The 24,934-nt window shown below is 46.1% G+C and carries 21 protein-coding genes and 1 pseudogene; 14 read left to right on the top strand and 8 right to left on the bottom strand.

What is annotated here, in order from left to right:
- Positions 1-83: 83 nt before the first annotated feature.
- A complete protein-coding gene (locus J0L70_RS25130; protein WP_287456335.1) occupies positions 84-932 on the top strand; it encodes a DUF1206 domain-containing protein in 849 nt (282 codons plus the stop codon).
- A gap of 34 nt (positions 933-966) precedes the next feature.
- On the opposite strand, the gene J0L70_RS25125 is transcribed toward J0L70_RS25130, so the two are convergent.
- A complete protein-coding gene (locus J0L70_RS25125; protein WP_190647919.1) occupies positions 967-1,809 on the bottom strand; it encodes a metallophosphoesterase in 843 nt (280 codons plus the stop codon).
- A 199-nt stretch (positions 1,810-2,008) separates the two neighbouring features.
- Here J0L70_RS25125 and J0L70_RS25120 point away from each other — a divergent pair, with 199 nt between their 5' ends.
- The 6 genes from J0L70_RS25120 (at position 2,009) to J0L70_RS25095 (ending at position 9,315) form a co-directional block, all read left to right on the top strand.
- On the top strand, positions 2,009-3,280 hold the full coding sequence (locus J0L70_RS25120; protein WP_017288523.1) for a phospholipase D-like domain-containing protein: 1,272 nt from the start codon (positions 2,009-2,011) through the stop codon (positions 3,278-3,280).
- A gap of 87 nt (positions 3,281-3,367) precedes the next feature.
- Positions 3,368-4,651, top strand: coding sequence for a TIGR00341 family protein (locus tag J0L70_RS25115; protein ID WP_287456334.1), 1,284 nt, complete (start codon positions 3,368-3,370; stop codon positions 4,649-4,651).
- Positions 4,652-4,731: 80 nt separating this feature from the next.
- Positions 4,732-5,721 (top strand): mechanosensitive ion channel family protein, encoded by a 990-nt coding sequence (locus J0L70_RS25110; RefSeq protein WP_287456333.1) that lies wholly within the window; start codon positions 4,732-4,734, stop codon positions 5,719-5,721.
- A gap of 588 nt (positions 5,722-6,309) precedes the next feature.
- Positions 6,310-7,491, top strand: a complete 1,182-nt coding sequence (locus J0L70_RS25105) for an RtcB family protein (protein WP_017288526.1) — start codon at positions 6,310-6,312, stop codon at positions 7,489-7,491.
- Positions 7,492-7,833: 342 nt separating this feature from the next.
- Positions 7,834-8,097, top strand: a complete 264-nt coding sequence (locus J0L70_RS25100) for a hypothetical protein (protein ID WP_026148678.1) — start codon at positions 7,834-7,836, stop codon at positions 8,095-8,097.
- Between the two features lie 114 nt (positions 8,098-8,211).
- Complete coding sequence (locus J0L70_RS25095; protein WP_287456332.1) at positions 8,212-9,315, top strand: catalase family protein; 1,104 nt, start codon at positions 8,212-8,214, stop codon at positions 9,313-9,315.
- Positions 9,316-9,466: 151 nt separating this feature from the next.
- On the opposite strand, the gene J0L70_RS25090 is transcribed toward J0L70_RS25095, so the two are convergent.
- Together J0L70_RS25090 and J0L70_RS25085 are read right to left on the bottom strand one after the other, a co-directional pair.
- Positions 9,467-10,588: a site-2 protease family protein gene (locus J0L70_RS25090; RefSeq protein ID WP_287456331.1), complete on the bottom strand. Its 1,122-nt coding sequence runs from the start codon at positions 10,586-10,588 to the stop codon at positions 9,467-9,469.
- A gap of 328 nt (positions 10,589-10,916) precedes the next feature.
- A complete protein-coding gene (locus J0L70_RS25085; RefSeq protein WP_017288531.1) occupies positions 10,917-11,240 on the bottom strand; it encodes a hypothetical protein in 324 nt (107 codons plus the stop codon).
- Between the two features lie 548 nt (positions 11,241-11,788).
- Here J0L70_RS25085 and J0L70_RS25080 point away from each other — a divergent pair.
- From J0L70_RS25080 to J0L70_RS25060, 5 genes are all read left to right on the top strand, one after another.
- Positions 11,789-14,155, top strand: coding sequence for a response regulator (locus J0L70_RS25080; RefSeq protein ID WP_287456330.1), 2,367 nt, complete (start codon positions 11,789-11,791; stop codon positions 14,153-14,155).
- Positions 14,152-17,427, top strand: coding sequence for a PAS domain S-box protein (locus tag J0L70_RS25075; protein WP_287456329.1), 3,276 nt, complete (start codon positions 14,152-14,154; stop codon positions 17,425-17,427). Before J0L70_RS25080 ends, J0L70_RS25075 begins: the two co-directional genes overlap by 4 nt.
- Positions 17,417-17,800: a response regulator gene (locus tag J0L70_RS25070; protein WP_287456328.1), complete on the top strand. Its 384-nt coding sequence runs from the start codon at positions 17,417-17,419 to the stop codon at positions 17,798-17,800. Before J0L70_RS25075 ends, J0L70_RS25070 begins: the two co-directional genes overlap by 11 nt.
- A 133-nt stretch (positions 17,801-17,933) precedes the next feature.
- Positions 17,934-18,218: a Mo-dependent nitrogenase C-terminal domain-containing protein gene (locus J0L70_RS25065; RefSeq protein ID WP_287456327.1), complete on the top strand. Its 285-nt coding sequence runs from the start codon at positions 17,934-17,936 to the stop codon at positions 18,216-18,218.
- A gap of 146 nt (positions 18,219-18,364) precedes the next feature.
- Entirely contained in the window at positions 18,365-18,925 is a 561-nt protein-coding gene (locus tag J0L70_RS25060) for a LabA-like NYN domain-containing protein (protein ID WP_287456353.1), read from the top strand.
- Positions 18,926-19,059: 134 nt separating this feature from the next.
- On the opposite strand, the gene J0L70_RS25055 is transcribed toward J0L70_RS25060, so the two are convergent.
- The 5 genes and pseudogenes from J0L70_RS25055 to J0L70_RS25035 form a co-directional block, all read right to left on the bottom strand.
- The gene (locus J0L70_RS25055) at positions 19,060-19,485 is read right to left on the bottom strand and encodes a transposase (RefSeq protein ID WP_287456326.1); all 426 of its coding nucleotides are present in this window, start codon (positions 19,483-19,485) and stop codon (positions 19,060-19,062) included.
- 4 nt (positions 19,486-19,489) lie between these two features.
- Positions 19,490-19,978 carry a PAS domain-containing protein gene (locus tag J0L70_RS25050; protein ID WP_287456325.1) on the bottom strand — a complete coding sequence of 163 codons (489 nt, stop codon included), beginning with the start codon at positions 19,976-19,978 and terminating at the stop codon, positions 19,490-19,492.
- Positions 19,979-20,044: 66 nt separating this feature from the next.
- A pseudogene (locus J0L70_RS25045) lies at positions 20,045-20,344 on the bottom strand (transposase); the annotation flags it as partial.
- A gap of 280 nt (positions 20,345-20,624) precedes the next feature.
- Positions 20,625-21,290, bottom strand: coding sequence for a hypothetical protein (locus J0L70_RS25040; protein ID WP_017288537.1), 666 nt, complete (start codon positions 21,288-21,290; stop codon positions 20,625-20,627).
- A 539-nt stretch (positions 21,291-21,829) separates the two neighbouring features.
- Positions 21,830-23,215, bottom strand: coding sequence for an acyltransferase family protein (locus J0L70_RS25035; protein WP_287456324.1), 1,386 nt, complete (start codon positions 23,213-23,215; stop codon positions 21,830-21,832).
- A 508-nt stretch (positions 23,216-23,723) separates the two neighbouring features.
- Between J0L70_RS25035 and J0L70_RS25030 the strand changes: the two genes are divergently transcribed.
- Together J0L70_RS25030 and thiD are read left to right on the top strand one after the other, a co-directional pair.
- A complete protein-coding gene (locus J0L70_RS25030; RefSeq protein WP_017288540.1) occupies positions 23,724-24,020 on the top strand; it encodes a hypothetical protein in 297 nt (98 codons plus the stop codon).
- Positions 24,021-24,050: 30 nt separating this feature from the next.
- Complete coding sequence (thiD, locus tag J0L70_RS25025) at positions 24,051-24,866, top strand: bifunctional hydroxymethylpyrimidine kinase/phosphomethylpyrimidine kinase (RefSeq protein WP_017288541.1); 816 nt, start codon at positions 24,051-24,053, stop codon at positions 24,864-24,866.
- Positions 24,867-24,934: the final 68 nt, after the last annotated feature.

Below are 24,934 nucleotides of genomic sequence, written 5' to 3'. Positions count from 1 at the left end.
AAGCCTAGAAGAATTCATTATTCTGATAGATGCGATACGCGAGTCTGCCATTCTATTGTGCGAGATAATATTCGTGCACTGATATGGCGACCCCCAATATTCCTCCTAATCTAAAACACCCTGTACAACAGACTGTTGCTCATCCAAAGTTTGAAAGGCTGGCTCGATTCGGTTATGCAGCAAAGGGGATTGTTTACTTTGTAGTGGGACTGCTGGCAGCACAAGCTGCGATCGGGAGCGGAGGACGCACTACAGATACGAGTGGAGCCTTACAAGAAATTGTGGTGCAGCCGTTTGGAAAATTTCTGCTTGGGTTGGTGACGATCGGCATCATTGGCTATGTCCTGTGGCGATTTGCTCAGGCATTGCTTGATCCAGAGCATACAGGGCAGTCAAATTCTACACAGCGCGTTGTGCAGCGTATCGGATATTTGATCAGTGCGCTCAGCTATTCAGGGTTAGCTTTCACTGCGGTTAAACTCATCTTAGGCAGTGGTGGGACAAATGGAGGAGCGACGGAAGACTGGACAAAACTGGTCTTGGCTCAACCTTTGGGGCAATGGCTTGTGGGGTTAGCAGGCGCGATCGTATTGGGTGTTGGATTGTCGTATTTTTATCAGGCTTACACTGCAAAGTTTCAAAGATATTTCAAGCTCAATCAAATGAATGCAACCGAACGCAAGTGGGCAAAGCGGCTAGGACAGTTTGGGATTGTTGCGCGTGGGGTTGTTTTTTGCATCATTGGTCTGTTTGTGATCATTGCGGCGCTGCGCTCCGATGCAACTGAAGTCAAAGGATTGGGGGAAGCTTTAGCCGTTTTGGCACAACAGCCTTATGGAACGTGGATTCTGGGAATTGTGGCGCTAGGCTTGATTGCTTATAGTTTGTACTCGCTGATCGAAGCTCGATATCGCAGTCTCATTCGCTCTTGAGATGTCTGTTAGTTTTCTGGGACATTAACAACCTCTAGTCAATGCGACTCAAGGAAAACACAGTGACTTCTGGAGGACAGTACCACCGTCCCGGTGGAAAGGTTCCTAATCCTCGATTGACATAGAGCCGATTCTCACCCACCGAATGCAGACCTTGTGCCCATTGCCAATGCTGTACAACTTTGGGCCATTTTAAATCCAGGAACGGCACCCACTTCCATAATGGCTCGGGAATGCGATCGCGTGAAGCCTGAATCCAAGTGGGAACGGCTCCCACTCCTGGAATTGCAATTTGTCCACCATGCGTATGTCCAGAAAGCTGCAAATCGACGCGCCACTGGCTCAGAGGCACTGCACTGTCAGGATTGTGAGAGAGCACTAGACGAGGAACCGTTGGATTTAGAGTCTCAAACACAGAAGCAGGAGCAAAGTCAGACGACCAGAAATCGGGTAAGCCAACGATCGCGAAGTCTTCCCCAAACGGATAAGCAATCTGATTCCAAAGAACTTGAATTCCGGCATCGGTTAAGGCGCGACTAATCTTAATTTTTGATTCAGGGAGTTCCAGATCATGATTGCCTAACACGGCATAAATACCCGATCGACTCTGTAATCGGCGGAGATGTCGAGCAAGTTGATCAATAGGTTTCGGGGTATGCGTAACATAATCGCCCGTAAGAACGATGAGATCCGGTTCAAGACAATTCGCGGTCTCGATCGCTTGGTTCAACAATTCATCAGACAACAGCAAGCCATCGTAATGAAAATCAGAAAGCTGAACTACTTTAATGCCATTTAAGCGATTGGGTAGTCCAGAAACTTCGATTTCAACGGTTTCCACACTTAGAGGTTCTGACAAAAACGGGATCTGGGACACGCTCTTCACCAAATTCAGACTGCTTTCAGCCTAACAAACTGGAAAAGAACTCGAAAGACGGAAAACCAGAGTTGCAGTGCTCTAAAAGCTTAGGTAAGTCGTTTCACTCCGTTCAAGGAAAGTTCTATCCGATGAAGGACTCTAGCGATCGTACCCGACTGATAGATTGAACAACACCCGGCACGTTCTCCTAGAAGCCATGACTTGGACAACCTTTTTTCTTCTCTTTGCCGCTGCGATCGTCGTCTGGATGATTCTCTATCTTCGCGGCGTTTTCGAGCCGCAAATCTGTTATCGCTTTGATCGTCGCATCGCACTCGATAGTCCAAATTTTCTGCCGATGTTAGTCGGCTTCTCCAAGTCGATCGCGACACAAGCGCGGCTCACTCAGTTTTGGTCACAGCCAGACCAGATTTATGCAGCGCGACTAGAAGCAATCCAAAAAGCACAGCACTTGATTCAGTTTGAGACTTTTTTCATGACTCCAGGGTATCGTGCCGATCAGTTTGCTCAGGCATTGATTGAGCGATCGAGATGTGGGGTGAAAGTCCAAGTTTTAGTCGATCACGTTGGCACCGCTCAGATCCCTGCTTCGTATTGGAAACAGCTTCGAGGAGCGGGGGTTGAGGTTCGTTTTTTTCATCCTCCTAGGCTCAAAGTTCCGCTGCAATACTTGAGCCGGACTCATCGTAAACTGCTGATTATTGATGGAACGATCGCCTTGATTGGAGGAATGGGCGTATCCGATGATTGGGACGGCAATCCTAAAATTGGCGATCGAGCACCCTGGCTCGACGGCGAAATTCAGCTAGAAAGTACGATCGTCTCTGTCCTCATGAGCATTTTCCTGCGTCACTGGCTCTATGCAGGAGGTCAAGCCATGATAGAGCATTTACCTGTACAGCAAGCCTCACGGGCGGCAAAGCCAATGTTAGTGATTGCCAGTGATGCCGATAGTAAGTTGTCACTGATCAACGCGCTCATTTGGTTTGGTCTACAAGCGGCACAGCACCGAATTTGGATTGCGAGTCCCTACTTTATTTTGGAGCGCAATACTCGTAATGCAATCATTGCGGCTAAAAAGCGGGGTGTAGATGTGCAGATCGTGACGACTGGTGTCCACAATGATAAGCCACCTGTTTACTATGCAGTTCGTGAGCGCTATCACGCGCTCTTAAGAGCTGACATTGCAGTTTATGAGTATCAACCGAGCATGATGCACGCTAAGTTGATGCTTGTTGATCAAGATTGGATTAACTTTGGCAGTGCAAACTTTGATCCTCGGAGCTTTTTTCACAATGATGAACTGAATCTTGCCTGGTTTGCTCCAGACTTTGCTCCGACTGTTGAACAATTTTTTACAGATGCGTTTAGCAAGAGCGATCGCATTGAACTATCAAGCTGGAGAAAACGACCCTGGTGGCAAAAAATGATCGGTCAACTTGCGCTTTTGCTACGCTGGCAACTCTAGAAATTGCTCGATGATCCTCTCTCCTTTGGAAGTCGTCATCTAGCTCAAGTCTGAGTAGACTCAACAAACAGTTCGAGGAGAGCAACCATGCGTCAACTGATCATCCAAGTACCGCAAGGGCAAGGAAAAGCAGTTCTACAGATCGCAGAGTCTTGTGATGCAGTGAATCTTGCAAAAATTGAAGCTCAAAGCGCAGACCGAAACATTGATCTTGTCATCGTTCATGTTTCTAATCGACAAGTTGAAGATTTGCTTGCTAAGCTCGAAGATCTACCAGAGGTTCATATTACCTTGCTGCCATCCGGGATCATTGCTCTACGTCCCCCTGCGTCTGAAGCTGCGCAACAAGTCAAAAATGTCAGAGCGCGTAGCCCGATCGAAATCTTCTTATCAGGATTGCAGAGTGTCGGATCTTGGCGCAGCTTTCTCGCCTATGCTGCGGTGGCAGGAGTAGTCGTGTGGATTGGACTGTATACGAATACAAGCTATCTTCTGGTTGCTGCAATGCTGATTGCACCCTTTGCAGGTCCCGCTATGAATAGTGCGATCGCAACTGCACGCGGAGATTTACAACTTTTGGAACGCAGTATTCTTCGGTATGTTACAGCGTTAATGGTGACAATCGCGATCGCATTTCTATTAAGCTTGCTTCTTCAACAGCAGATCTCAACGCCTCTCATGGTAGAGAACAGTCAGATTTCAACCGTAGCGGTCTTGATCCCTTTAGCAGCAGGAGCAGCAGGAGCATTAAACTTAGTGCAGTCGGAGCGAAGTAGCTTAGTCTCTGGAGCCGCCGCCGGAATGTTAGTGGCGGCATCGCTTGCACCACCAGCGGGAATTGTCGGAATGGCAAGCGCGATTGGACGATGGGATATGACCATGAGTGGATTGTTTTTACTTGTCTTGCAGCTATTTGGCATTCATGTATCAGCGACGTTGATTTTTCGAGCGTATGGACTGACCTCGCAAGGAAGCCGCTATTCGCGTGGCAATCAACAAGTTTTTCCGATCGCACTCGGTATTTCTCTGGTTTCACTCGCTGCAATTGCAACCTTGCAGTTCTGGAATTCACCTGAGTTTGAACGGTCTAGTCGCGCTCAGCGTGCCAATGCAGAAGTGCAACAAGCCGTTGAGCAGACCGAATTTGCACAATTAGTCGAAGCGAACGTGCGCTTTACCCGCTCAGAGATCCCAGGACAAAACTCCCTATTAGCTGAGGTCTATGTTCAACGTCAACCTGAAAGCACACTTTCTAGCCAGCAGATTCGCGATCGCTTAACTCAAACTATTCAAACTCGTCTGCTCACTCAAAGATTCAATGTGACCCCCCTTGTCAGTGTGACTGTTTTAGAAGCACCCAAAACCCAATAAGCGCACTCCTAGAGACAGAGGTTATTTTTCCGCTACTTTTCTAAAATTCATATTCAAGTTGTCGTGCATAAAAAACGGTTATGAATTTTGAGCTATCAGCACTGTGGAAACAGCTTGAGGCAATGGTGCGTGGCTCTATTGCCTTGTTTCCCAGCTTAATATTCGCAGTTATTGTCTTTTTTATTTTCTTTTTTATTGCAAGATCAGTTAAGCAGATCGTCCGACGTGCGACCGGAAATCGACGACATGCCCGCAACCTCGGATTAGTGTTAGGGCGCTTAGCACAAGGAACGATTATTCTGATTGGATTATTTGTCGCGTTGTCGATCGTCATTCCATCGTTTCAAGCTGGTGACTTAGTTCAATTACTTGGAATCAGTGGGGTTGCAATCGGCTTTGCGTTTCGCGATATCTTACAAAACTTTTTGGCAGGAATTCTTATTCTATTAACGGAACCCTTTCGGATTGGAGATCAGATCGTTTTCAAAAACTTTGAAGGAACTGTTGAAAACATCGAAACTCGTGCAACGACGATTAGAACTTACGATAATCGCCGCATTGTGATTCCGAATTCAGAACTCTTTACCAATTCAGTCACGGTCAATACTGCCTTTGACACTCGCCGCATGGAATATGATGTCGGCATCGGCTATGGAGACGACATTGAATACGCGAAACGTCTAATCTACGAAGCACTCGATGAGATTGCGGAAGTCTTACAGGATCCGGCTCCCGATGTATTAGTTATGGAACTCGCAGAAAGCACTGTCGATATTCGAGTGCGCTGGTGGATTAAGCCACCCCGCCGGATTGATGATCTGCGATCGCGAGATCAGGTTCTCACCGCAATCAAGCACAAATTAACTGCAAACGGCATTGATTTACCTTTTCCCACCCAGCAAATTTTGTTCCATGATCAGACCGAGGAAACAGATGGCGATCGCACTCAGCAGCGCGAAGGATGGCCGGCTGGACAAAAGCAATCTCCTCGCTCTCGCAGCGTTGGTGGAGCGCTCCGAAGCTTAGCTAAACACAATGGCAAACAGGACAACTCCCACCACCCCACATAAAATGATATGCGTCAACCAGCAGACCAGTAAGTCCCTTGGGTCAGTGGATTGGTTCTGAGGTCATTTTGTCCGGGATTAGAATGCAGAGTATCCTGCAAGGATTCTGGCGATCTGATCACCCCTCTACCCCAAATCTATCTCAATTCCTCAAACCGCGATCTCTGAGCAAACCGCTCTGAAGTAAAGTGACCGTCAGCTTACTCCAGAGCGGTTTTTGAGTGCGATCCAACTTGCACCCAGACCATTCGATTGCGCATCGAATTTGATTGATATTTCAAACCTAGCGACAGACAGGACGGTAGCTGAACTCAATCAACTTTGCTACAGGGGAACCCCTTGATTTAACTTGTAGTATATTGTAGTATGTAAATAACACAATCTCAGCTAAAATCAACAATCTCAATTGAAATCGATATGTAAAGGTGTGGGACGCTTTGCTGTGACTAGCATGTGACGCTTCGAGGCTTTCAAGCCGATGAATGGCTGGAGACAATATTGGGAAAATTTCCCACATCTTTCCTTCAGTTTTGCTCATCGATCGCAGTGATCAGATTGTGTTCAAGACGACAACGCTTAGGAGACAACACGATGCCTTACGAAGCTCTTACTTTATCAACTCGCGCTCCGGTGCTCTCCTGGGCAGGTCATGAGTTAGGACACACCGAAGCACAAATGGCTCGAAATGTTGCCGCTCTCCCATTTGTGTTCAAACATGTTGCGCTGATGCCTGATGTGCATTTGGGCAAGGGTGCCTTGGTTGGATCGGTTGTGGCAACCCAAGATGCAATTATCCCAGCCGCGATCGGGGTAGACATTGGTTGCGGTATGGCAGCAATTAAAACTCCATACAATGCCACCCAGCTAGAAGGAAAGCTCAAACAGATTCGTCTCGACATCGAAGCAGCAATCCCAACTGGATTCAACGAGAACAAAGAAATTGAAAAGACTGTTCTCAACTGGCAAGGCTGGCAACAGTTCAAGCAGCTTCACCCTGGCGTCGAGAACCTTGAAAGCAAAGCCCTCAAGCAAATGGGTTCGCTAGGTGGAGGAAACCACTTTATCGAGGTTTGCCTGGATGCTGAGGAACAAGTGTGGCTGATGCTGCATTCTGGTTCGCGGCATATTGGGAATGCGCTAGCACAGCGGCATATTGATACTGCAAAAGGACTAGCAAAGCTAGCAGGGGAGAAGCTTCCTGATCCAGATTTAGCTTACTTTGTTCGCGGCACCGCTGAGTTCGCTGCTTATTGGCATGATTTACAGTGGGCACAGGGGTATGCGCTTTACAACCGGAAAGTTATGCTGCTGCGATTCCAGCGGATTGTCGATCGACATTTAGCGGGTGGTAAGCCCATGAAGCCCTTGCTGGAGGTAAATTGTCACCACAACTATGCCGAACGAGAACTACACTTCGGTGAAGAAGTATATGTGACTCGCAAAGGCGCAGTCCGTGCTCGCGAAACCGATTACGGCATTATTCCAGGCAGCATGGGAGCGAAGTCGTTTATCGTGAAAGGAAAGGGCAATGCTCACAGCTATTGCTCCTGCTCTCACGGTGCAGGGCGGTTAATGTCAAGAAACAAAGCAAAGACGGCGTTTACTCTAGATGACTTAATCGCTCAAACGGCGGGAGTCGAATGTCGCAAGGATGCTGGCGTGCTGGATGAAATTCCAGGGGCATACAAGCCGATCGAGCAGGTGATGGCAAATCAGAGCGATCTTGTCGAGATCGTTGCGACGCTGAAGCAGGTGGTTTGTGTCAAAGGTTGAATGAGAGAGGGGATTCAAGTGGAGAGTGGGGAGTAGAAGTGATTGGGCAGTCCTTGGTCGTAAGCAGCAGTTGAGTTTCAATTGTCTTCACCGATCAGCATGGGGACTGCTCAATTGAACGGCGAATAAGACCAGGCTGAAGCTGTTCTCGGTAGCATTTTGCACTCAGTTCGTGTTGCTTTGGATGAAAGTGTTCCGTTTCTTCGCTGCTTCGTAACTCTTCACTGTCTCAGTAATCTCAGTTCTACCGATCGACCACAACAGTTCTGTCCAACTACAGATCAAGTTGCTGAATTAAGTGCGTTAAGCTTCACAAAAGTTTATATCAGCACCTTTTATCCTATGACTCCGAATTTGTTAGAAGCCACCCATGAGTACTGGCACAAACTGAATGAACTCGAAGCCGCTTACCAACGAGGGGAAGTCACGCTAGAAGAAGTTGATGCCAAAGTTAAAGGCTTGATGACCGAGTTAGGGCAATCGCGACGAGCAGCGTTTAGCGATTTCTTCAGTAGAGTGCGTCGTTTGTGGGAGGAGCAGCGAGAGACGATCGTTGGCGTTTTGGGATTGGGTGTTTTGACTTATGGGTGGCTTGTGGTTCACTAAATGACCCGCGATCGCGAATCGTCAACTTCTAACACAAGGAGGATGAAGAAAATGAACCTAGGTACGAATGATTAAACGATAACCATTTGAATTCGCCCTCAGGCTCCTTGCTGAATGCTCAACTCAAATCAATACGTTCGCTACTCCCCCAATGTAGAAGTCAAGCAACCGGATGAAGATAGACTGATCCGCCAAATTCTAGACTCCGTTGCTCGGCAAGGACAAAAGGTGTTCGACAAACATCGTCATGCGATGCGCGGTGCTCATGCGAAAAGTCATGGCGGACTGAAGGGAGAACTGCGAATTTACGACAACTTACCCACTCATCTTGCCCAAGGGCTGTTTCGCGAACCTCGCACTTATCCAGTGATGATTCGTTTCTCAAGTGTTCCGGGTGATATTCTGCCGGATAGTCTTTCGACCTTTCGTGGCATGGCAATTAAGGTCATTGGTGTAGAAGAACCGAAGCTTCTCTCTACTGAACCTGATGCAGTCACTCAAGATTTTCTAATGATTAACAGTCCGATTTTTCCATCCGGGAATCTTGCTCGCTTTCTTCCTGAACAGTTGCTTCAGGAAAAAGTAGTGGTCAGTGCCCCAGAAGAGGCGCAACAACTATTGGGGATAACTGCCCGCACCGTGAATGCAGTCACTCAGAAAGTCGGCATCAATCTCTATCCGACTGCGCTAGGGATTACGCAACCAGAGACTCATATCTTAGGAGAAACGTACTATACTTCTGCTGCTTTGCGCTATGGAGATTACATTGCCAAGTTCAGTGCAGTTCCCATATCCACAAGTCTTCAGCCGCTCCAAGGTAAACGAATTGAGACGCAGAATGCTTCTACTCTACGCGATTTGATTGTAGAGTTTTTCCAGAGGCAGTCGGCTGAATATGAATTGCGTGTCCAACTTTGTACCAATCTAGAAACGATGCCGATCGAAGATGCTTCAGTTCGTTGGTCGGAGCAGGACAGCCCTTATCAAGCGATCGCTAAAATCACAATTGGGATGCAGGAAGCCTATAGTCCAGCCCGTCAGGTGTATGTGGACGATGTACTGTCCTTCAATGCCTGGCATACCATTGCAGCGCATCAGCCGCTCGGTGCAATTCAGCGCCTTCGCAGAGAGGTCTATGAGGCTTCTAGTGATTATCGCCATGAAATGAACCAACAGCCAAAGAGAGAGCCACGCAATATTGAGGAGATGCCTGATTAAATCAGCCAAAGTCAAGCCAAAGCAGAATAAAAAACTTCAAGGAAGCAGTTGCCCACTTCCCTGAAGTTTCTACTCGAGTCACTGTGATTGATTTCAGTCCTGCTATCCATGCGGGTCAACAATCACGTAACCCATCCGTTTCAAGCTAGGTCTAAGCCGGAGTAGCTTGTGCGCGATTCTGGAGCAGATTCACAATGGCAGTTTTTTCGAGCAAGCCCACTAGGACGTTGTTCTCTTGGACAACAGAGAGTGCGGTTAACTTGCGTTCTTCTAGCAAAGTGACTACTTCCGACAGAGGACGATCGCTCTGTACCATGAGAGATGGGTCAAGCGGTTTTACAAGGGATTGCACTAAAGTTTCAGACCATCGTTCACTTGGAATGGCTCTCAGATCCTCGATCGCAAGCGTACCGATGAGTTGTTCCTCTACATTCGTGACTAAAAACTTCTGCCATGCCCGCTGATCCAGAATCCGCTGATCAGCAAACTCTCGCAACGTTGACGAAGCAGTGACAACTGGGCTATTTGTGCTAACAGCATCCGATGCCGTCAGCCCTGATAACTGATCTAAAACCACGCCATACTGGGCAGCTTGACCAGCATTCTGAAGCAAGAACCAGCCAATTAAGATATTCCAGAAGTTCAGCCCACCGCCAAAAACAACCAAGGGCAGCAGTCCCGATGCGATCGCTAACCAACCAATCAGTTGACCGACCCGACCCGCAACCTTCATCCCCTTGTAAGGGTTGCCTGTTACTTTCCAGACCAAAGCTTTCAGAATGTTGCCGCCATCAAGCGGCAAACCTGGAATCAGATTAAAGAGCGCTAACGCTAAGTTAACCGAGACCAACACGCCTAAGATCGCTGCCGCGGCTCCAGAAATACCCGTACCGACTGCCAAAAGGGTTGCCAAGCCAGCGATGAGCAGACTGACTAAAGGTCCTGCGATCGCAACTTGAAATGCCTCAGCGGGAGTTTGCGACTCTTTGTCTAAGCTCGCTAATCCCCCGAATAGAAACAACGTGATCGATTTGACACCCACACCCTGCTTCAGCGCCACAAAGCTGTGCCCGAGTTCATGAGCCAGCACAGAGCCAAACAATAGCAGTGCTGTGAGCAATCCTAATCCCCAAGACAGCCCAGAAGGCAAATTGGGAAATTGGGCTGCCAGTCCTGAGCCATAGCTAAAAGTGACTAAGCCCAACACTAAAAACCAGGATGGGTTGACATAGAAAGGAATTCCAAACAAACTGCCGACACGAATGTTATTCATATCGGGTACCTCCGATGTAGCAGACGATTTTGATCGCCCTGGGTTCTGTCTTCTCTAATGTAACGAAGTGTAAAACGCTTTCTAATTTTTCTATTGCCGTAATTACCGCCCTTTGAATGAACTGACGGAAGCGATGCAGCCGCTCCTAGTCTTCCACCTAAATCGATCTAGATTGAAGCTTGGCAAGATGCGCTCCAAGCCACAGTTCAACATGCTGAATCAGCAACGATGCCAACGTCTCAGCAGATTGAACGAATGCACAGCTATTTAACTTTGGTGATCCCATCTTGCTGGCAGAAGCGCTCTCTGCGTTGCCAGTCCTTCAGGACTACAACGCATCAGGACGGAAGATTGAATCGACTAGTTCTTCGATCGATTCTAGATCTAAAGAATTCTGCAGCTCACCCTCAAACCATTTCACCTCTTCCGGATCTGTCCCTGGCAGTTGATAGACCAACAATACACCCGTCACGCGCGCGACTGTCAATGGGTCAGGAGTAAGATGACTAAGCAGTGCTTGCGCTTTTTGATAGAGCTGTTGAATCGCTTCTGCATCCTGTGGATGTTCAAGCTCGATCGACATCTGCTGTAGACTTTCCTGAACAGCTTGGACGAGTTCTGCATCTTCGGTAGGGTCGAGTGAATTAGACATCAGGCTTGGCAAAAATAATAGCAGGTTTCATCTATCTTAATGCTTCGCTCTCATTCATTGACTCGGCTTGGCCCTACAATCAAAGCAATCTAGTTCTGAGCAAGCCCCTATGTCCTGCGCAATCAACGGGTTGCGGGTTTTTCCGTGTTGATGAATTTGTCTAAAAGCTCCTGATGGTCTGAGCTTCTACCGTTTCTATCTAAAATGGCTCAAGTTTTTTTTGAGAAACCCCAAGAAAGACGACCGGAAATTCATTACACCCGAATCTATTCTGCTTTTCGGCGTTATGAGGCATAGGGAGGTTTCGATGTTATTTTCGCAGGGTCAGTTTTGCATCTTCATCAGCAGGAGGTGCTTGATCTTGGCATAATTCACGGCAATAGGACAACGACTCTTTTTTTGCGACACACCCTCATTGCTCGACTGAATCTATGCGTCCGACAATGCTCAACAAATCTATAAGATAACAAGGTTTGATTCGGGTTAGCCTTAGCGTAGGAAGGCTGTATCTGTCAGAATTCCTGTTCTATTGTTGCGGCTAGCGAGTTATGAAAATTCTACTCATAGAGGACGATTCGCTAATTTCTGAACCGCTTGTCAAGGCTTTGACTGATCAACACTATGTCGTAGATGTTGCAACTGATGGGCAGGTTAGATGGTCACTATTGGAATCCTTTACCTATGACTTAGTTTTGCTAGATGTAGTATTACCAAAATTGGACGGCATTAATTTATGTCGAAAACTACGGTCACAAGGAAATCAGACTCCCATTCTTTTATTAACGGCTCAAAATGCTAGCACGAACAAAGTGACGGGGTTAGATGCTGGGGCAGATGACTACGTGCCTAAACCATTTAATTTGCAGGAGTTGTTGGCACGTATTCGGGCTTTACTTAGACGAGGCGGCGCTGCATTACCTCCCTTGCTGAAATGGCGAAATTTAGAGCTTGATCCCAGTACCTGCGAAGTGAGCTGTAATGGTAAAATCGCGCGCTTAACGCCAAAAGAATACAGTCTGCTAGAGTTATTTCTCCGCAACCCACATCGCATCTTTAATACGGGTGCACTGATTGATCACGTTTGGTCATTTGAGGAAACCCCAAGCGAGGATACTATCCGCTCCCATATCAAAGGACTACGGCAAAAACTGAAAACAGCAGGACTTCTAGGTGATCCGATCGAAACTGTTTATGCTATTGGCTATCGGCTCAGATCTCCAGAGGAAAATCAGAGAGAAGGCAAGAAACAAAGGAACAAAGAGACAAAAAGCGAAGACGAAAGCGCACCGACGATCGCAACACAAACCACTACTGCTGGGATGAACAGCATCTGGAATGAGGTTAAAGAGACTGTTGCCCATCGAATTGCAACTGTTGAGCAGGCAGCAGCGCTGTTGCTACAAAACAAACTGAATCCAGAATTGCGGCAGCAAGCTGAACAGGAGATCCATAAGTTGGCAGGGTCGCTGGGTATGTTTGGCGCAGATCAAGGCTCTCGATTAGCCCAAGAAATTGAACCGCTTTTCCAAAAAGGGCGATCGCTGACTCATCACGAGATGCAGCAACTCTCTAAACTTATCACTGCTTTGCGTCAGGAGCTAGAACACTTGGATGCTGAGCATTTAACGAATGAGCAGCAAACAGGCACTTCAGTTAGTGAACCAATTGATCAACGTCCTTGGCTACTGATTGTCAGCTCAAATTCAACCCTCACCGCACAATTACAGGAAGCATCGCCTAGTTGGGGTTTACGAGTTCAGGTCATTGCCAATCCCGTTACTGCTAGAGAGCAGATTTCTGAAACGCATCCCGATGTTGTACTCCTTGATTTTGCTGTTACTGCTAGCGCAAATAATTTCATGTTGTTGTCCGAACTCAGTGCTTGTACGCCACCAGTGCCTACATTAGTCTTGACCCAGCAAGATAAATTAATCGATCGAGTCAGGATCGCCCGGTTAGGTGGACGTTGGCTTCAACAGCCTGTCACTGCACCTCAAGTCTTAGAAGCAGTCAATCAAGCGCTGCAACATGCCCGTCCAAGGCAAGCCAGGGTACTGGTTGTAGATGATGATGCGCAAGTATTAGTGGCACTTCAGCGGTTACTCATTCCCTGGGGGCTTCATGTTTCGGTCCTCGACAATCCACTTTCATTTCTAGATGTTCTGGAAGCGAATCCGCCTGATCTGCTGATTCTGGACATTGAAATGCCACACATTAGCGGAATCGAACTCTGTCAGGTTGTTCGCAATGATTCGCGCTGGAGTAATCTGCCGATTCTATTTCTCACAGCTCATACGGATGCTGAAACCATGCATCAAGTCTTTGCTGTGGGCGCAGATGATTATGTGAGCAAGCCGATCATTGGACCAGAGTTAGTAACACGGATCTTTAATCGATTAGAGCGCGCTCATTTCCTCAAGAGCTTAGCAGAGATTGATGCGCTAACGGGCATCGCAAATCGCCGCAAATCTACCACAGCATTAACTCAGTTACTTGAGTGGTGTGATCAGTGCCAGCAGCCATTTTGTTTAGCGCTGATAGAGTTAGCTAATCTAAAGAACATCAATCAGCAGTATGGTCATGCAGTCGGAGACGAAGTGTTAGCACGCTTCGGGGAATTATTGCGGCGATCGTTCTGCAATGAAGATGTTGTCGGTCGTTGGGGTGGGACAGAATTTGTTATCGGTATGCCTGGTATGACTAAAACGGATGGAAGTCAACGTGTTTTTGATTTTCAGCAATCCTGGCAGCAGTTTAAGGTGGAGGTGGGTGGAACTTCGTTGCACGTCAGCCTAAAACTAAAAGTTGTTCAGTATCCTCAAGAGGGTGCGGATCTTCAGTTGTTATACCAAGCCGCCCGCTCTAGCTTAAATGAGGCTGAGAATGTGACGCGCTCTGAGGAGCATCCACAATGAAAGCGCCATTACCAGATAACGAATCTGATAGGCTGAATGCCCTCCAACAATACAACGTTCTAGATACTATTTCTGAAGCTGCATTTGATGATTTGACTCAGCTAGCAGCATTTATCTGTGGTACGCCAATTGCTTTAATTAGTCTAATTGATGATTGTCGTCAGTGGTTCAAATCTAAATTTGGGTTGGAGGCTACAGAAACGCCTCGTGATGTTGCATTCTGTGCCCATGCTATCTTGCAGCCTAGCGATGTGTTGATTGTTTCAGATACGCTCCAAGACGATCGATTTGCGACGAATCCTCTTGTAACAAGTGAGCCTCATATCCGATTTTATGCAGGCGCACCGCTCATTACTTCAGATGGCTATTCCCTGGGAACGCTTTGTGTTATCGATCGCATTCCTCGGCAGCTCAATTCTGATCAGATTCAAGCCTTACAAGCCTTGAGTCGTCAGGTCATTTCTCAACTAGAGTTACGACGTAATTTGGTTAGGGTGGAACAAACAACAACCGAATTGCAGCAAGCAGAGCAAACTCGCATCCAGCTTCTTGCTCAAGAGCAGGCTGCCCGCAATCAGATTACAGATATCTTAGAGAGTATTACTGATGCTTTTTTTGCGTTAGATCACGATTGGCGATTTACTTATCTCAATCGGCAGGCAGAGTTGTTGTTGCAACGAAAGCGAGAAGCCTTGCTGGGGAAAGTTTTATGGGATGAGTTTCCAGAAACGATCGATTCAACTTTCTATCAGGAGTATCAGCGTGCTATTGCAGAGCAGATTAGTGTTCGATTTGAAGCATTTTATCCACCTTTGAACCAGTGGACTGAGGTTTATGCCTACCCTGCCAAAGATGGGTTATCGGTCTACTTTCGTAACATCAATCAACGGAAAGAAGCAGAGCGAACGCTACACGAGACACTGACATTCCAGCGAGCAATTTTAAACAGCGCGAACTACAGCATCATCTCGACCAACGTTGATGGCACGATTCTCACCTTTAACACCACAGCAGAGCAATGGCTTGGCTATACAACCGCAGAAATTATTGGACAAACAACGCCTCTATTGATTCATGACTGGCAGGAAATTGTGCTGCGATCGCAAATGCTGTCACAGGAATTAGGAGAACGAATCGAGCCAGGATTTGATGTATTTATTACCAAGGCACGTCGTGGCGTAATCGATGAGTATGAGTGGACTTACATTCGCAAAAATGGTTCGCGCTTTCCTGTGTTATTGTCAATCACCGCGCTCAAGAATGCAGACGATCAGATTACAGGATTTTTGGGAATTGCTAGCAACATCACCGAGCGAAAAGCGGCTGAAGAGCAACTTCGGAATTTAAGCAAGGCGTTAGAAAGTGCGATCGAAGCAATTGCTCGATTAAATACACAAGGACAATATGTTCAAATCAATCTCGCCTATGCTGCGATGTTAGGCTATCAGCCTGAAGAACTATTAGGCGTGAAATGGCAGCAAACAGTTCACTCAGAGGATATTGCTGTTGTAGAGGCTGCCTATCAGCAAATGCTGGAGCATGGTAAGGCGGAAACAGAAGCAAGAGCGATTCGCAAAGATGGCGGCGTTCTCGATAAGCAAATTGTGATGGTAAAAGCCTATGACCAGCAGCAGCAGTTTAACGGTAACTATTGCTTTGTAAAAGACATCAGTGAGCGACGTGAAATTGAGCGCATGAAGGATGAATTTATTTCAATCGTGAGTCATGAACTCAGGACTCCGCTCACCTCAATTTCCGCTGCTTTGGATCTCTTAGCTGAAGGCGTTTTGCAAAATCAGCCCGAAGACGCGCAACAAATGCTGCAAATTGCTGCAAACAACACCGATCGATTGGTGCGCCTGATTAACGATATTTTGGATATTGAGCGGATTGAGTCTGGCAAAATTGTCATGACTAGACAAGTCTGCGACGCTGCTGATTTGATCAATCAATCGGTAGAAGCCATTCAAGAGATTGCAGAACAAGCCGAAATCACGCTCTCGATCGCGCCGCTCACAGTTCGTCTTTGGGCTGACCCCGACCGAATAATTCAAGTCCTAACAAACTTACTCAGCAATGCGATCAAATTCTCCTCTCCTGGTAGCACAATTTGGTTGAGCGCAGAATTAATCACCAATGAGGCTTTAGAAGCCAACTATAATCAGGCTGGAGAAGATCAGCAAAGTTCTGCCAACTGGCTTCTCATCAAAGTCATCGATCAAGGACGTGGTATCCCATCCGATAAACTAGAATCCATCTTTGAGCGCTTTCAACAAGTGGATGCTTCGGATTCACGTCGTCGAGGAGGTACTGGATTAGGATTAGCGATCTGTCGCAGCATCCTTCAGCAACATGAAGGAAAAATCTGGGCAGAAAGTACATTAGGAATGGGCAGCACTTTCTGTTTTACCTTACCGATTCTTAATGCTTCTGAAAGTTCGCAGAATTTAAGTTTGATGTCCGACTTAGTCGATTCGGCACTAGATACCAAATCACAAACTCCGCTGGTGTTAGTTTGTGATGATGATGCTTCGATTCGCAAAGTGGTGCGAGTGATGTTGGAACGGCAGGGCTATCAGGTGCTAACAGTTGCTTCGGGACAGGAAGCTGTAGAACAGGCACGTGCCCATCAGCCGAATGTGATTTTACTGAATCTGCTGATGCCCGGTATGAATGGATGGGAAACGTTGACAGTTTTGAAACAGCAATCTGAAACGCAGGCTATTCCTGTCATTATTCTGAGTGGACTGCTACCCGATGCTAGAGAAACACCTTATGATGGCGTGAGTGATTGGGTCGTAAAACCGCCAGATCCTAGAGTGCTCCGGCAAGCACTCGATCGAGCTTTAGTCACTCAGAACCAACCTTTGAAAGTCCTGATTATCGAAGATGATTTGGATTTAGCGCAAGTTCTCATCACTTTATTGTCTCGCTATCAAATCGAAACCTATCACGCCCAAACCGGACGAGATGCGATTCAACTCAGCCAACAGGTGCTTCCTGATCTGCTCGTCCTTGACTTAGGATTACCGACTGACGATGGTTTTGCAGTTGTAGACTGGCTGCGTCAGCATAATCGTCTTTATCGAGTGCCCTTGGTGATTTATACGGCTCGCGATCTCAATGATCACGAACGGGAACGGTTAAGACTTGGGCAAACGCTATTTTTGACCAAAGGACGCATTACGCCACAAGAATTTGAGCAGCAGGTGATTAATCTGCTCAACCGAATGATTCGATCGAAGGCAGGAGACAGTCTCGATGACGACTAAACATATTTTGATTATTGATGATGAATACGATATTCGGGCGGTGGCTCAACTCACTTTGAAGACGGTGGGGGGGTGGGAGGTATCGAGCGCCTCTTCAGGTCACGAAGGACTTGCCAAAGCAGCCAGTGAGCAACCAGACGTGATCTTGCTCGATGTTATGATGCCTGAAATGGATGGAATTGAAACTTTTCGGGCCCTTCAAGCGAACCCAACGACTCAAAATATTCCGGTCATTTTGATGACAGCAAAGGTGCAAGCGGCAGAACAACGCCGATTTGCAGAATTAGATGTGGCAGGAATTATTACGAAACCTTTTAAGGCAATGAGACTTCCAGAGCAGATTTCCAAGATACTTAGTTGGAGTCAAGCGTGATGACTGTAAGTTTCAGTATTCGTCTACACGAGTTCTGCACTTTTCAGATCTAACTTAGAAACTATCGGAGGTGGAAGCATAATTCTTTTGCATCCGACGATCGTTTCTTTAGGGCTTGACTGCCTGACCTACCGTGAACTCCCTAACTCTTCCTCACTTGAGCGCTCTCCTCTACCCGATTCGACAACGCCTAGAGTCGATCGAAATTTCTAATCCTCAAACCGCACGATCGCTCTGCAAAATCATCCCGGCTCGTTGTCCGTTTGAACGGCAAATCAAACTGTTTGATTACACGCTTGTTCGGATTCCACCGCTTTGTAAATTAAATCCCTTCTACGATCAAATCGTCAGTCTTCGCTTTAAATCTTTAGTTTATCTAGCAGACCAGTGTGGCGAAGATGTAACGCTTTATTCTTAGCTCCATTTTGTGGGGAAGGGGTTCTCTCTAAAACTGAGGTTCTGATGCCAACAACACACACACCCGAAGAAATTCCAGCAACGCTCCTCAAACAGCCTTGCTCCTCAGAGCATTTGACAAATGGTGATAAAAATAAATCGATTAAAATGCCACAAAATGATGCATCAGATCAAGCTCGTCTAAATCAGGGTCGAGTTGCGATCTTTGTTGACGGTTCAAATTTATTTTATGCTGCTTTACAGCTTGGAATTGAGATTGACTACTCAAAGCTACTGGGTCAACTCACTGCGAACTGTCGGCTACTGCGAGCTTTTTTCTATATAGGTGTCGATCGTACCAATGAAAAGCAACAAGGTTTTTTGCTTTGGATGCGTCGTAATGGTTACCGAGTGATCACAAAGGATCTGATTCAATTGCCAGATGGTTCCAAAAAAGCGAACTTGGATGTCGAAATTGCGGTAGATATGCTAACTTTGGCAGACCACATCGATACTGTTATCTTAGTCAGCGGTGATGGAGATTTAGCCTATGCTGTCAATTCCATTGCTTATCAAGGCGTTCGTGTCGCTGTCGTCAGCTTGCGCTCAATGACAAGTGATAGCTTGATTAATGTTGCTGACTCCTACATCGATCTTGACACAATCAAGGAGAACATTCAAAAGCCTACTGGTGCTGGCTATACAGACTGTGTCACTAGGACCACATAATTTAAGATCTACTTGCTCAAGCTAGTATGACAGGTATAGAAATCATGGTTTACTTAATTTTTCGAGGGTCTCTCAAGCAAACCTTACGGAGACACTCAGTTATCGCGTCTCCCCGTTACTAAAGTGATATAGCCCTACCTAAGTACGTTAGGACTATCTCTAAAAGCGGCATCGACACAGTCGCGAAAGGTCTCAAATTCATCCCAGCGTTGCCGCATCCAATTCTTCAGCACAAACCACCATCGCTCGATTTTGTTCAAGTCTGGTGAATAGGGCGGTAGATACCAGAGTTCACACTCAGCTTGCGCCACAATTTCATCCATGGCTTGGGAGCGATGGAAACTGGCATTGTCAACGAGATGTCGCACGATCGCCCGCCCCAAGCCCAAGCCACCAAATTTCCGAGTGCTTGCACCATCCTCCTGTCGAAAATAATCAAACACGTAGGGTAGGAAATGAGCAGGAATCCCTTTACCGTTATCGCGAACGGTAATTTCAGCATGATGGTTTGTCGCTGCTAGTGTCACCTCGACTCGACCACCTGCGGGCGTGAACTTCACTGCATTAGACAGCAAATTCCACACGACCTGGAGGCGGGTTGAATCGCCCGAAACGTATCCGACTTCCGCATCTAGATTCGCTTCGACTATGATTGATTTTGCTTCTGCGGCAAGTCGCACCGTCTCGATCGCGGCTCGAATAGTCGATGCTAAGTGAATTGAACTCACGTTCAGGCTCAGTTTGCCTTGTAGAATTCGGGAAACATCCAGCCAGGCAGCGTAGATGCACCTGTCGCCATTGATCGGGAATATCAATATCAGTCATCACGTCATCGTGAGAAAGCCCCTCCAAATTCGTATAGTCTGGGGCGTATTCCTGCATCCAGCGACGACTCGCAGAAATATAGCGCATCTGTCGATCGAGCATGGCAACCGCAGCCGGAGTATGTTCGATAAACATTTGCAGCGTCCGATTCGTTGCCTGTTCGCGAGCTAAGAGCGCATTTCTAAATAAAAGCTTAAAGAGGAGCAAGGTTTGAGAGAAGATGAGCAATATGCTGACCTCTTCAATGCTTCATGACTGGAATCTCTACTTAGCACTACTCCGTGAAGTAGTCTTTCATGATAAACAATCTTTACATGACGTTGACAGCGAGGGCACGCAAGTAGATTTAGGGCAGTCAAGAGCAGCATTTCTCTGACTCGGAATCGCGCGACTTGGACGACTGCGCCACTTCTCTTGAAAGGTGTGATAGTCCTTCGGAACTCCAGCCTTTTCAAGTTGCTCTGGTGCCCACAGGCTTTGATTGACAAATTGTTGCAGCGATTGAGCATTGCTGCCCACCCCACGTTCCGCAATCGGTTCAATTGACTTCCGAGGCAGAATCAATCCACTGATGGACTGTTCACAATTGCGCCGCCGTTCACTCCGTCTTTAAGGTCATGTACACCCTATGTATTTGGGTTCCTATTTCTATTTTGGATTGTTCTCAGACTACTTAACGCTGAAATCGCTCAAAAGTTAAATGCTATTTACAACGTTTGTCCCACGTACCCGGTTAAAAGTCGAGCTTTAAGGAAGGTTTGTTTGCAGATACCAAAACTGCTAACCTCTCAAATCAGCGACAGCAAGCAATCTCAAATCCAGCAACCGTGACTTAGTGTCGGCTGCATTTGACGAGTTAGACTGCGTGACTAACTCATTTTTGAAGCTCCCTAGCCTTTGCTTTCTTAAGGCTTTCATATCTACTTTGAAGCTCTCGAAAATTGTGTTCAATTAATGGAAAAAGCTTTGGCGGGAATGGTTCATTTAAATCCATTGGATTAACGTTTTGAAGTTCTTTGATAGAACGAATTGTTTTATAAACTGCAACATGCTTGATGTACTTGAGTAACTCATCGATTAACTCTTTGCTATTTGCTGAATTTTCAGCTAAATGGATCTTTGTCTCTATAATTTCAACTATCTCTTGGTGATTTTTAAGAATAAATTCTTTCTCTATAGCCTCACTTGCAGCATCAGGTAAAACATCTTGCTCAGAACTGAGAGACTTGATTCTTTTCCACATTACAGTATCTTTTTCCAATCTTAAATAGATAGGCCAGTAGAATTCGGAGATTTGCCTTTCTATAAATTCTAGTTCTGCATTGTATCGAGCTACAACAAGCTGATTCTCTAACTCAGATATCTGTTGTTTCTGCTGATTCTCCAATTCAGCAATAAGCTGTCTTTGATAATACTTTTCATTGGTTTCGTTCTTGAATACCTCAAAACGTTTGTTGAGCCAGTAACCTGCTACCAGCACAATGCCACCAAGTAAAACTTTATCAATAACTAATTCAATGATCTTTTCAGAAAGAGCCATTTAGCAATTCTCCCCCGGACTACCTGAAACTTAATGAAATTATCCGTATCAACCGAAAAAGTCCGATTACTTGAGCATTAGTATCTAAAGATACGCCTCAAACTGTACCTCAATCGAGCAATGAGCAGTCTAACGATTTCTAAAACTGCCTCTCTTAGCCTAATTATCTGAATCTAAACGTCGCCGAGAATGATCGACATACTATCCTGTCAGGAGGATTTAGGCTACTTGGATTTGGCATAATATCCTAAATTAGAAAATTAGACTGACTTTTTCCGTCTAATGCCTAGATTGAAAACATTAGGTTAATCCATGTTTCGTATATTACTCCCAAACATGAGGATTAGACCGGAAATTTACGTATTTCTCTTTAGAAATTGCACTATATCTGTCTGAGATCTCGTTCAACCCCATTTACTGGATGCGAGGTGAGCAGCATAACTCAACATGCAAAAAACTGCGATGACGTAGCCATCACAGTTTTTCTCTGGAGCGTAACTATGTTCATGCGAAAAGGATAGATGAAATGTAATCGATACTTAGACATTCGCCTGCTGCGCTGCAGCAGCTTGTTTCAAATCATTCTGATTGACCCACACCGTTTTTCTTCCATCTGAAATCCGACACAAATAAAATGCTTTATCATGCACCACTCGTTCGACCTTCTGAATTGTCCAACCTGACTTTCCTTTATATTGCACGGACTCTCCGACTCTCGGAGTCCAACCAATCTTCGCGATCGGCGTTAATCTCGCATCTGTATAATGCCAAAGCCAAACCGCACCCTTTACAACCCAAGGCGTGACGTGATCTGCAATCACAGACAATGCTAATGTTCCAAGCACCATCCAAGGTAAAACTTGATAATACAGCGGCAACTGCTGATGCACATACAAATTCAACGTGCGATCGACAACAAAATTGTGAATCAGAAAATAGCTATAGCTATGAATGCCAAGCCAAATCATTATTGCACCTAACTTTAAGCGATCGCTGAAAAATCGAAATACGACCATGCAACAGAGCGTTAAACCGATAGCCAGCAAGAAATCATCAAAAATCCAGCCAAAGCGATAAAACTGAGCGACAAATCCGATCGCATAAACTGCTATACCAATCGAAAATGCTCTAGAAGACTTCCAAAAGATCGCGCCTTTACCCTGCGAATACTGCCGAGCGACTACCATTCCTAAAACGAAAGTACTGAGCTTTGCAATGAAATGCACAAATGGTTGCCAACCTGCCGATGCACTGACGATCGCATAAGTGGGATGACCCTTGAAGACATAAACCGCTAAGGCTCGATACACCAATGTAATCACAGTTGTCGTCAGCAACAAATTGCGCGATCCCCATCGATTCATCAGATACCAAAGCACTGGGAAAATCAACGCAAAACTCATAATCAATGGGACGAACCACCAAGGGCCATTTGTGGGAAGAAGCAGTTCTCCACCATAATCAAACAAAATTGGGAACGACATGCCTGCAAATGTATGCCAAGCATCAGGAATATAGCTATTCGTCAACTCCCCAACCGTCCAAAGTACTGGGTAAGCCAACCACGCGACTGTCCAGAACGGTAGTAAAATTCTTAATATTCGTCGCTTGAGAAAGCTACCTACTTCGATCGGTTGCCCTTTCAGTGATAGCACCAAGCTGAATCCACTTACCAAAACAAACACATCGACAAATTGATAGCCAAACCAAACAGGTAAACTCAAAACTTGAGTCAACCAACTATCACCCATCTGACGCGTCGCTAAAAATATCTGTTGCAAATTCGCAGCAAGTCCGGTTGGTTGAGGTGTAAAAGCATATTTCGTAAATAACAACTGAGCATGATAAAGCAACAGCAATACTGCTGCAAAAATCCGAATGCCTTCGAGCCATGCTAACCGCTGTAATTTCTTAGAACTTGCCATCCAGTTTCTCCTCAAATCCCCTTTCTAGGCTCTTGATGTATTTCCAGGTAGTAGTGTGGCATCGTTTCTATAAATCGACGGACAAATCTGCCTATTGGCGGATTTTGAAAATCATGATTTCTAATATGACGCAAGGAATGACTTAACTACTTTTAATCACTCTTCATTCCTGACCAATGTTACCGAGCCGATGCTTTACCATTTTGCAGACTCAGTATATTCAACTCCTTTACAGAATTTCATCTCGCGTAAGAATGACAGATGCAATACTGAAAGGAGGATAGCTTTGACACATGATCTTTTACGCAACGTGATGCCCCATCGAAAATCTCTGGAAGAAGATCAGGGTTAATGTAAGTGAATTGGAAGCACCGAAATATATTAATCGGGAAACCCGTACATTTACGTAATTGTGTCATCAGAAGAAAATAAAGTTCCAAGATCTTACCGTATAGATCCTTGGACGAATCCGATTCAATCTGTGCAACACATATAAGACGATTACATCATGAGTATTAAATTCACCGCTGAAGACTTGTCACGATTGGACGATTTCCGCCTTGAGCGCTTTCATGAACTTTATGCCCAGACACTTGTAGGCTGTAGATTAGAGCTAAAATTCGATGCGTTGCTCATTCATTGTTCAGAGCCTTGGTGCGTCGATCAATTGATGGAAGAACTCGATCGCATGGTAAATGCTGTGTCGCTGGTACTGGGTACAAAGTATCTGTCGATCTGCTATGCGGCAGAGGAAGTTTATCGGACGAAGACCCGATTACACCGTCAACAATGCATGTCGCACTAAAATAGAGAAAACTCTCGTTTCAGTTGTCCCATGACTCTTACTTCGATTCCGATCGCCTTAACTATTGCGGGTTCAGATAGTGGAGGGGGGGCTGGAATTCAAGCTGATCTCCGCACGTTTGCTTTTCATCGCGTGCATGGAGCGAGTGCGATTACTTGCGTTACGGCACAGAATACCTTAGGTGTGTCACGAGTTGATGCTTTACCTTCAGCAGCCGTAGCCGCTCAGATTCAGGCTGTCGTGCAAGATATCGGAGTGCAAGCTGCTAAAACCGGAATGTTACTGAATCAAGAAATCATCGCTACGGTTTCTGAACAGGTTGCCGCTTGTAAAATTGTTAATTTAGTTGTTGATCCAGTGATGGTGTCTCGAACTGGAGCGCAATTGATTGATGATTCTGCGATCGCGGTTTTACGATCGCACCTGATTCCACAAGCGGCAATTCTGACCCCAAATCGCTACGAGGCTCAATTACTCAGTGGGCTTGAAATTCTCACCTTAGAGGACATGCAGGCTGCCTCTGAGAAAATTTTTGAATTGGGAGCAAAGTCCGTTCTCGTCAAAGGTGGCGGAATGAGTGGAGAACTGCGAGGAGTTGATGTTTGGTTTGATGGCAATGCGTGCGAAACCTTAACCACTCAAGTCGTGAATACACCGCACACGCATGGGACAGGATGTACATTGTCGGCAGCGATCGCGGCAAATTTGGCATTGGGGAAAGATCTACGATCGGCAGTTCACCTTGCTAAGAGCTATGTGACGACTGCATTGAAATATTCATTAGCAATTGGGAAAGGTCAAGGTCCAGTCGGGCATTTTTTCCCCTTGTTACTCTCAGATAGTTAAGAGGAGATTGCACAGATAGCAAAAGGGGGAGTAGGGACAATCATTGCAGCCCCACTCCCCCTTTTTCG

It is taken from the genome of Leptolyngbya sp. UWPOB_LEPTO1 (genome assembly GCF_017302695.1).
Classification (GTDB): domain Bacteria; phylum Cyanobacteriota; class Cyanobacteriia; order Leptolyngbyales; family Leptolyngbyaceae; genus Leptolyngbya; species Leptolyngbya boryana.
Note: the sequence above shows the minus strand (reverse complement) of the source record. Positions and strands in the feature narration are given on the sequence as shown.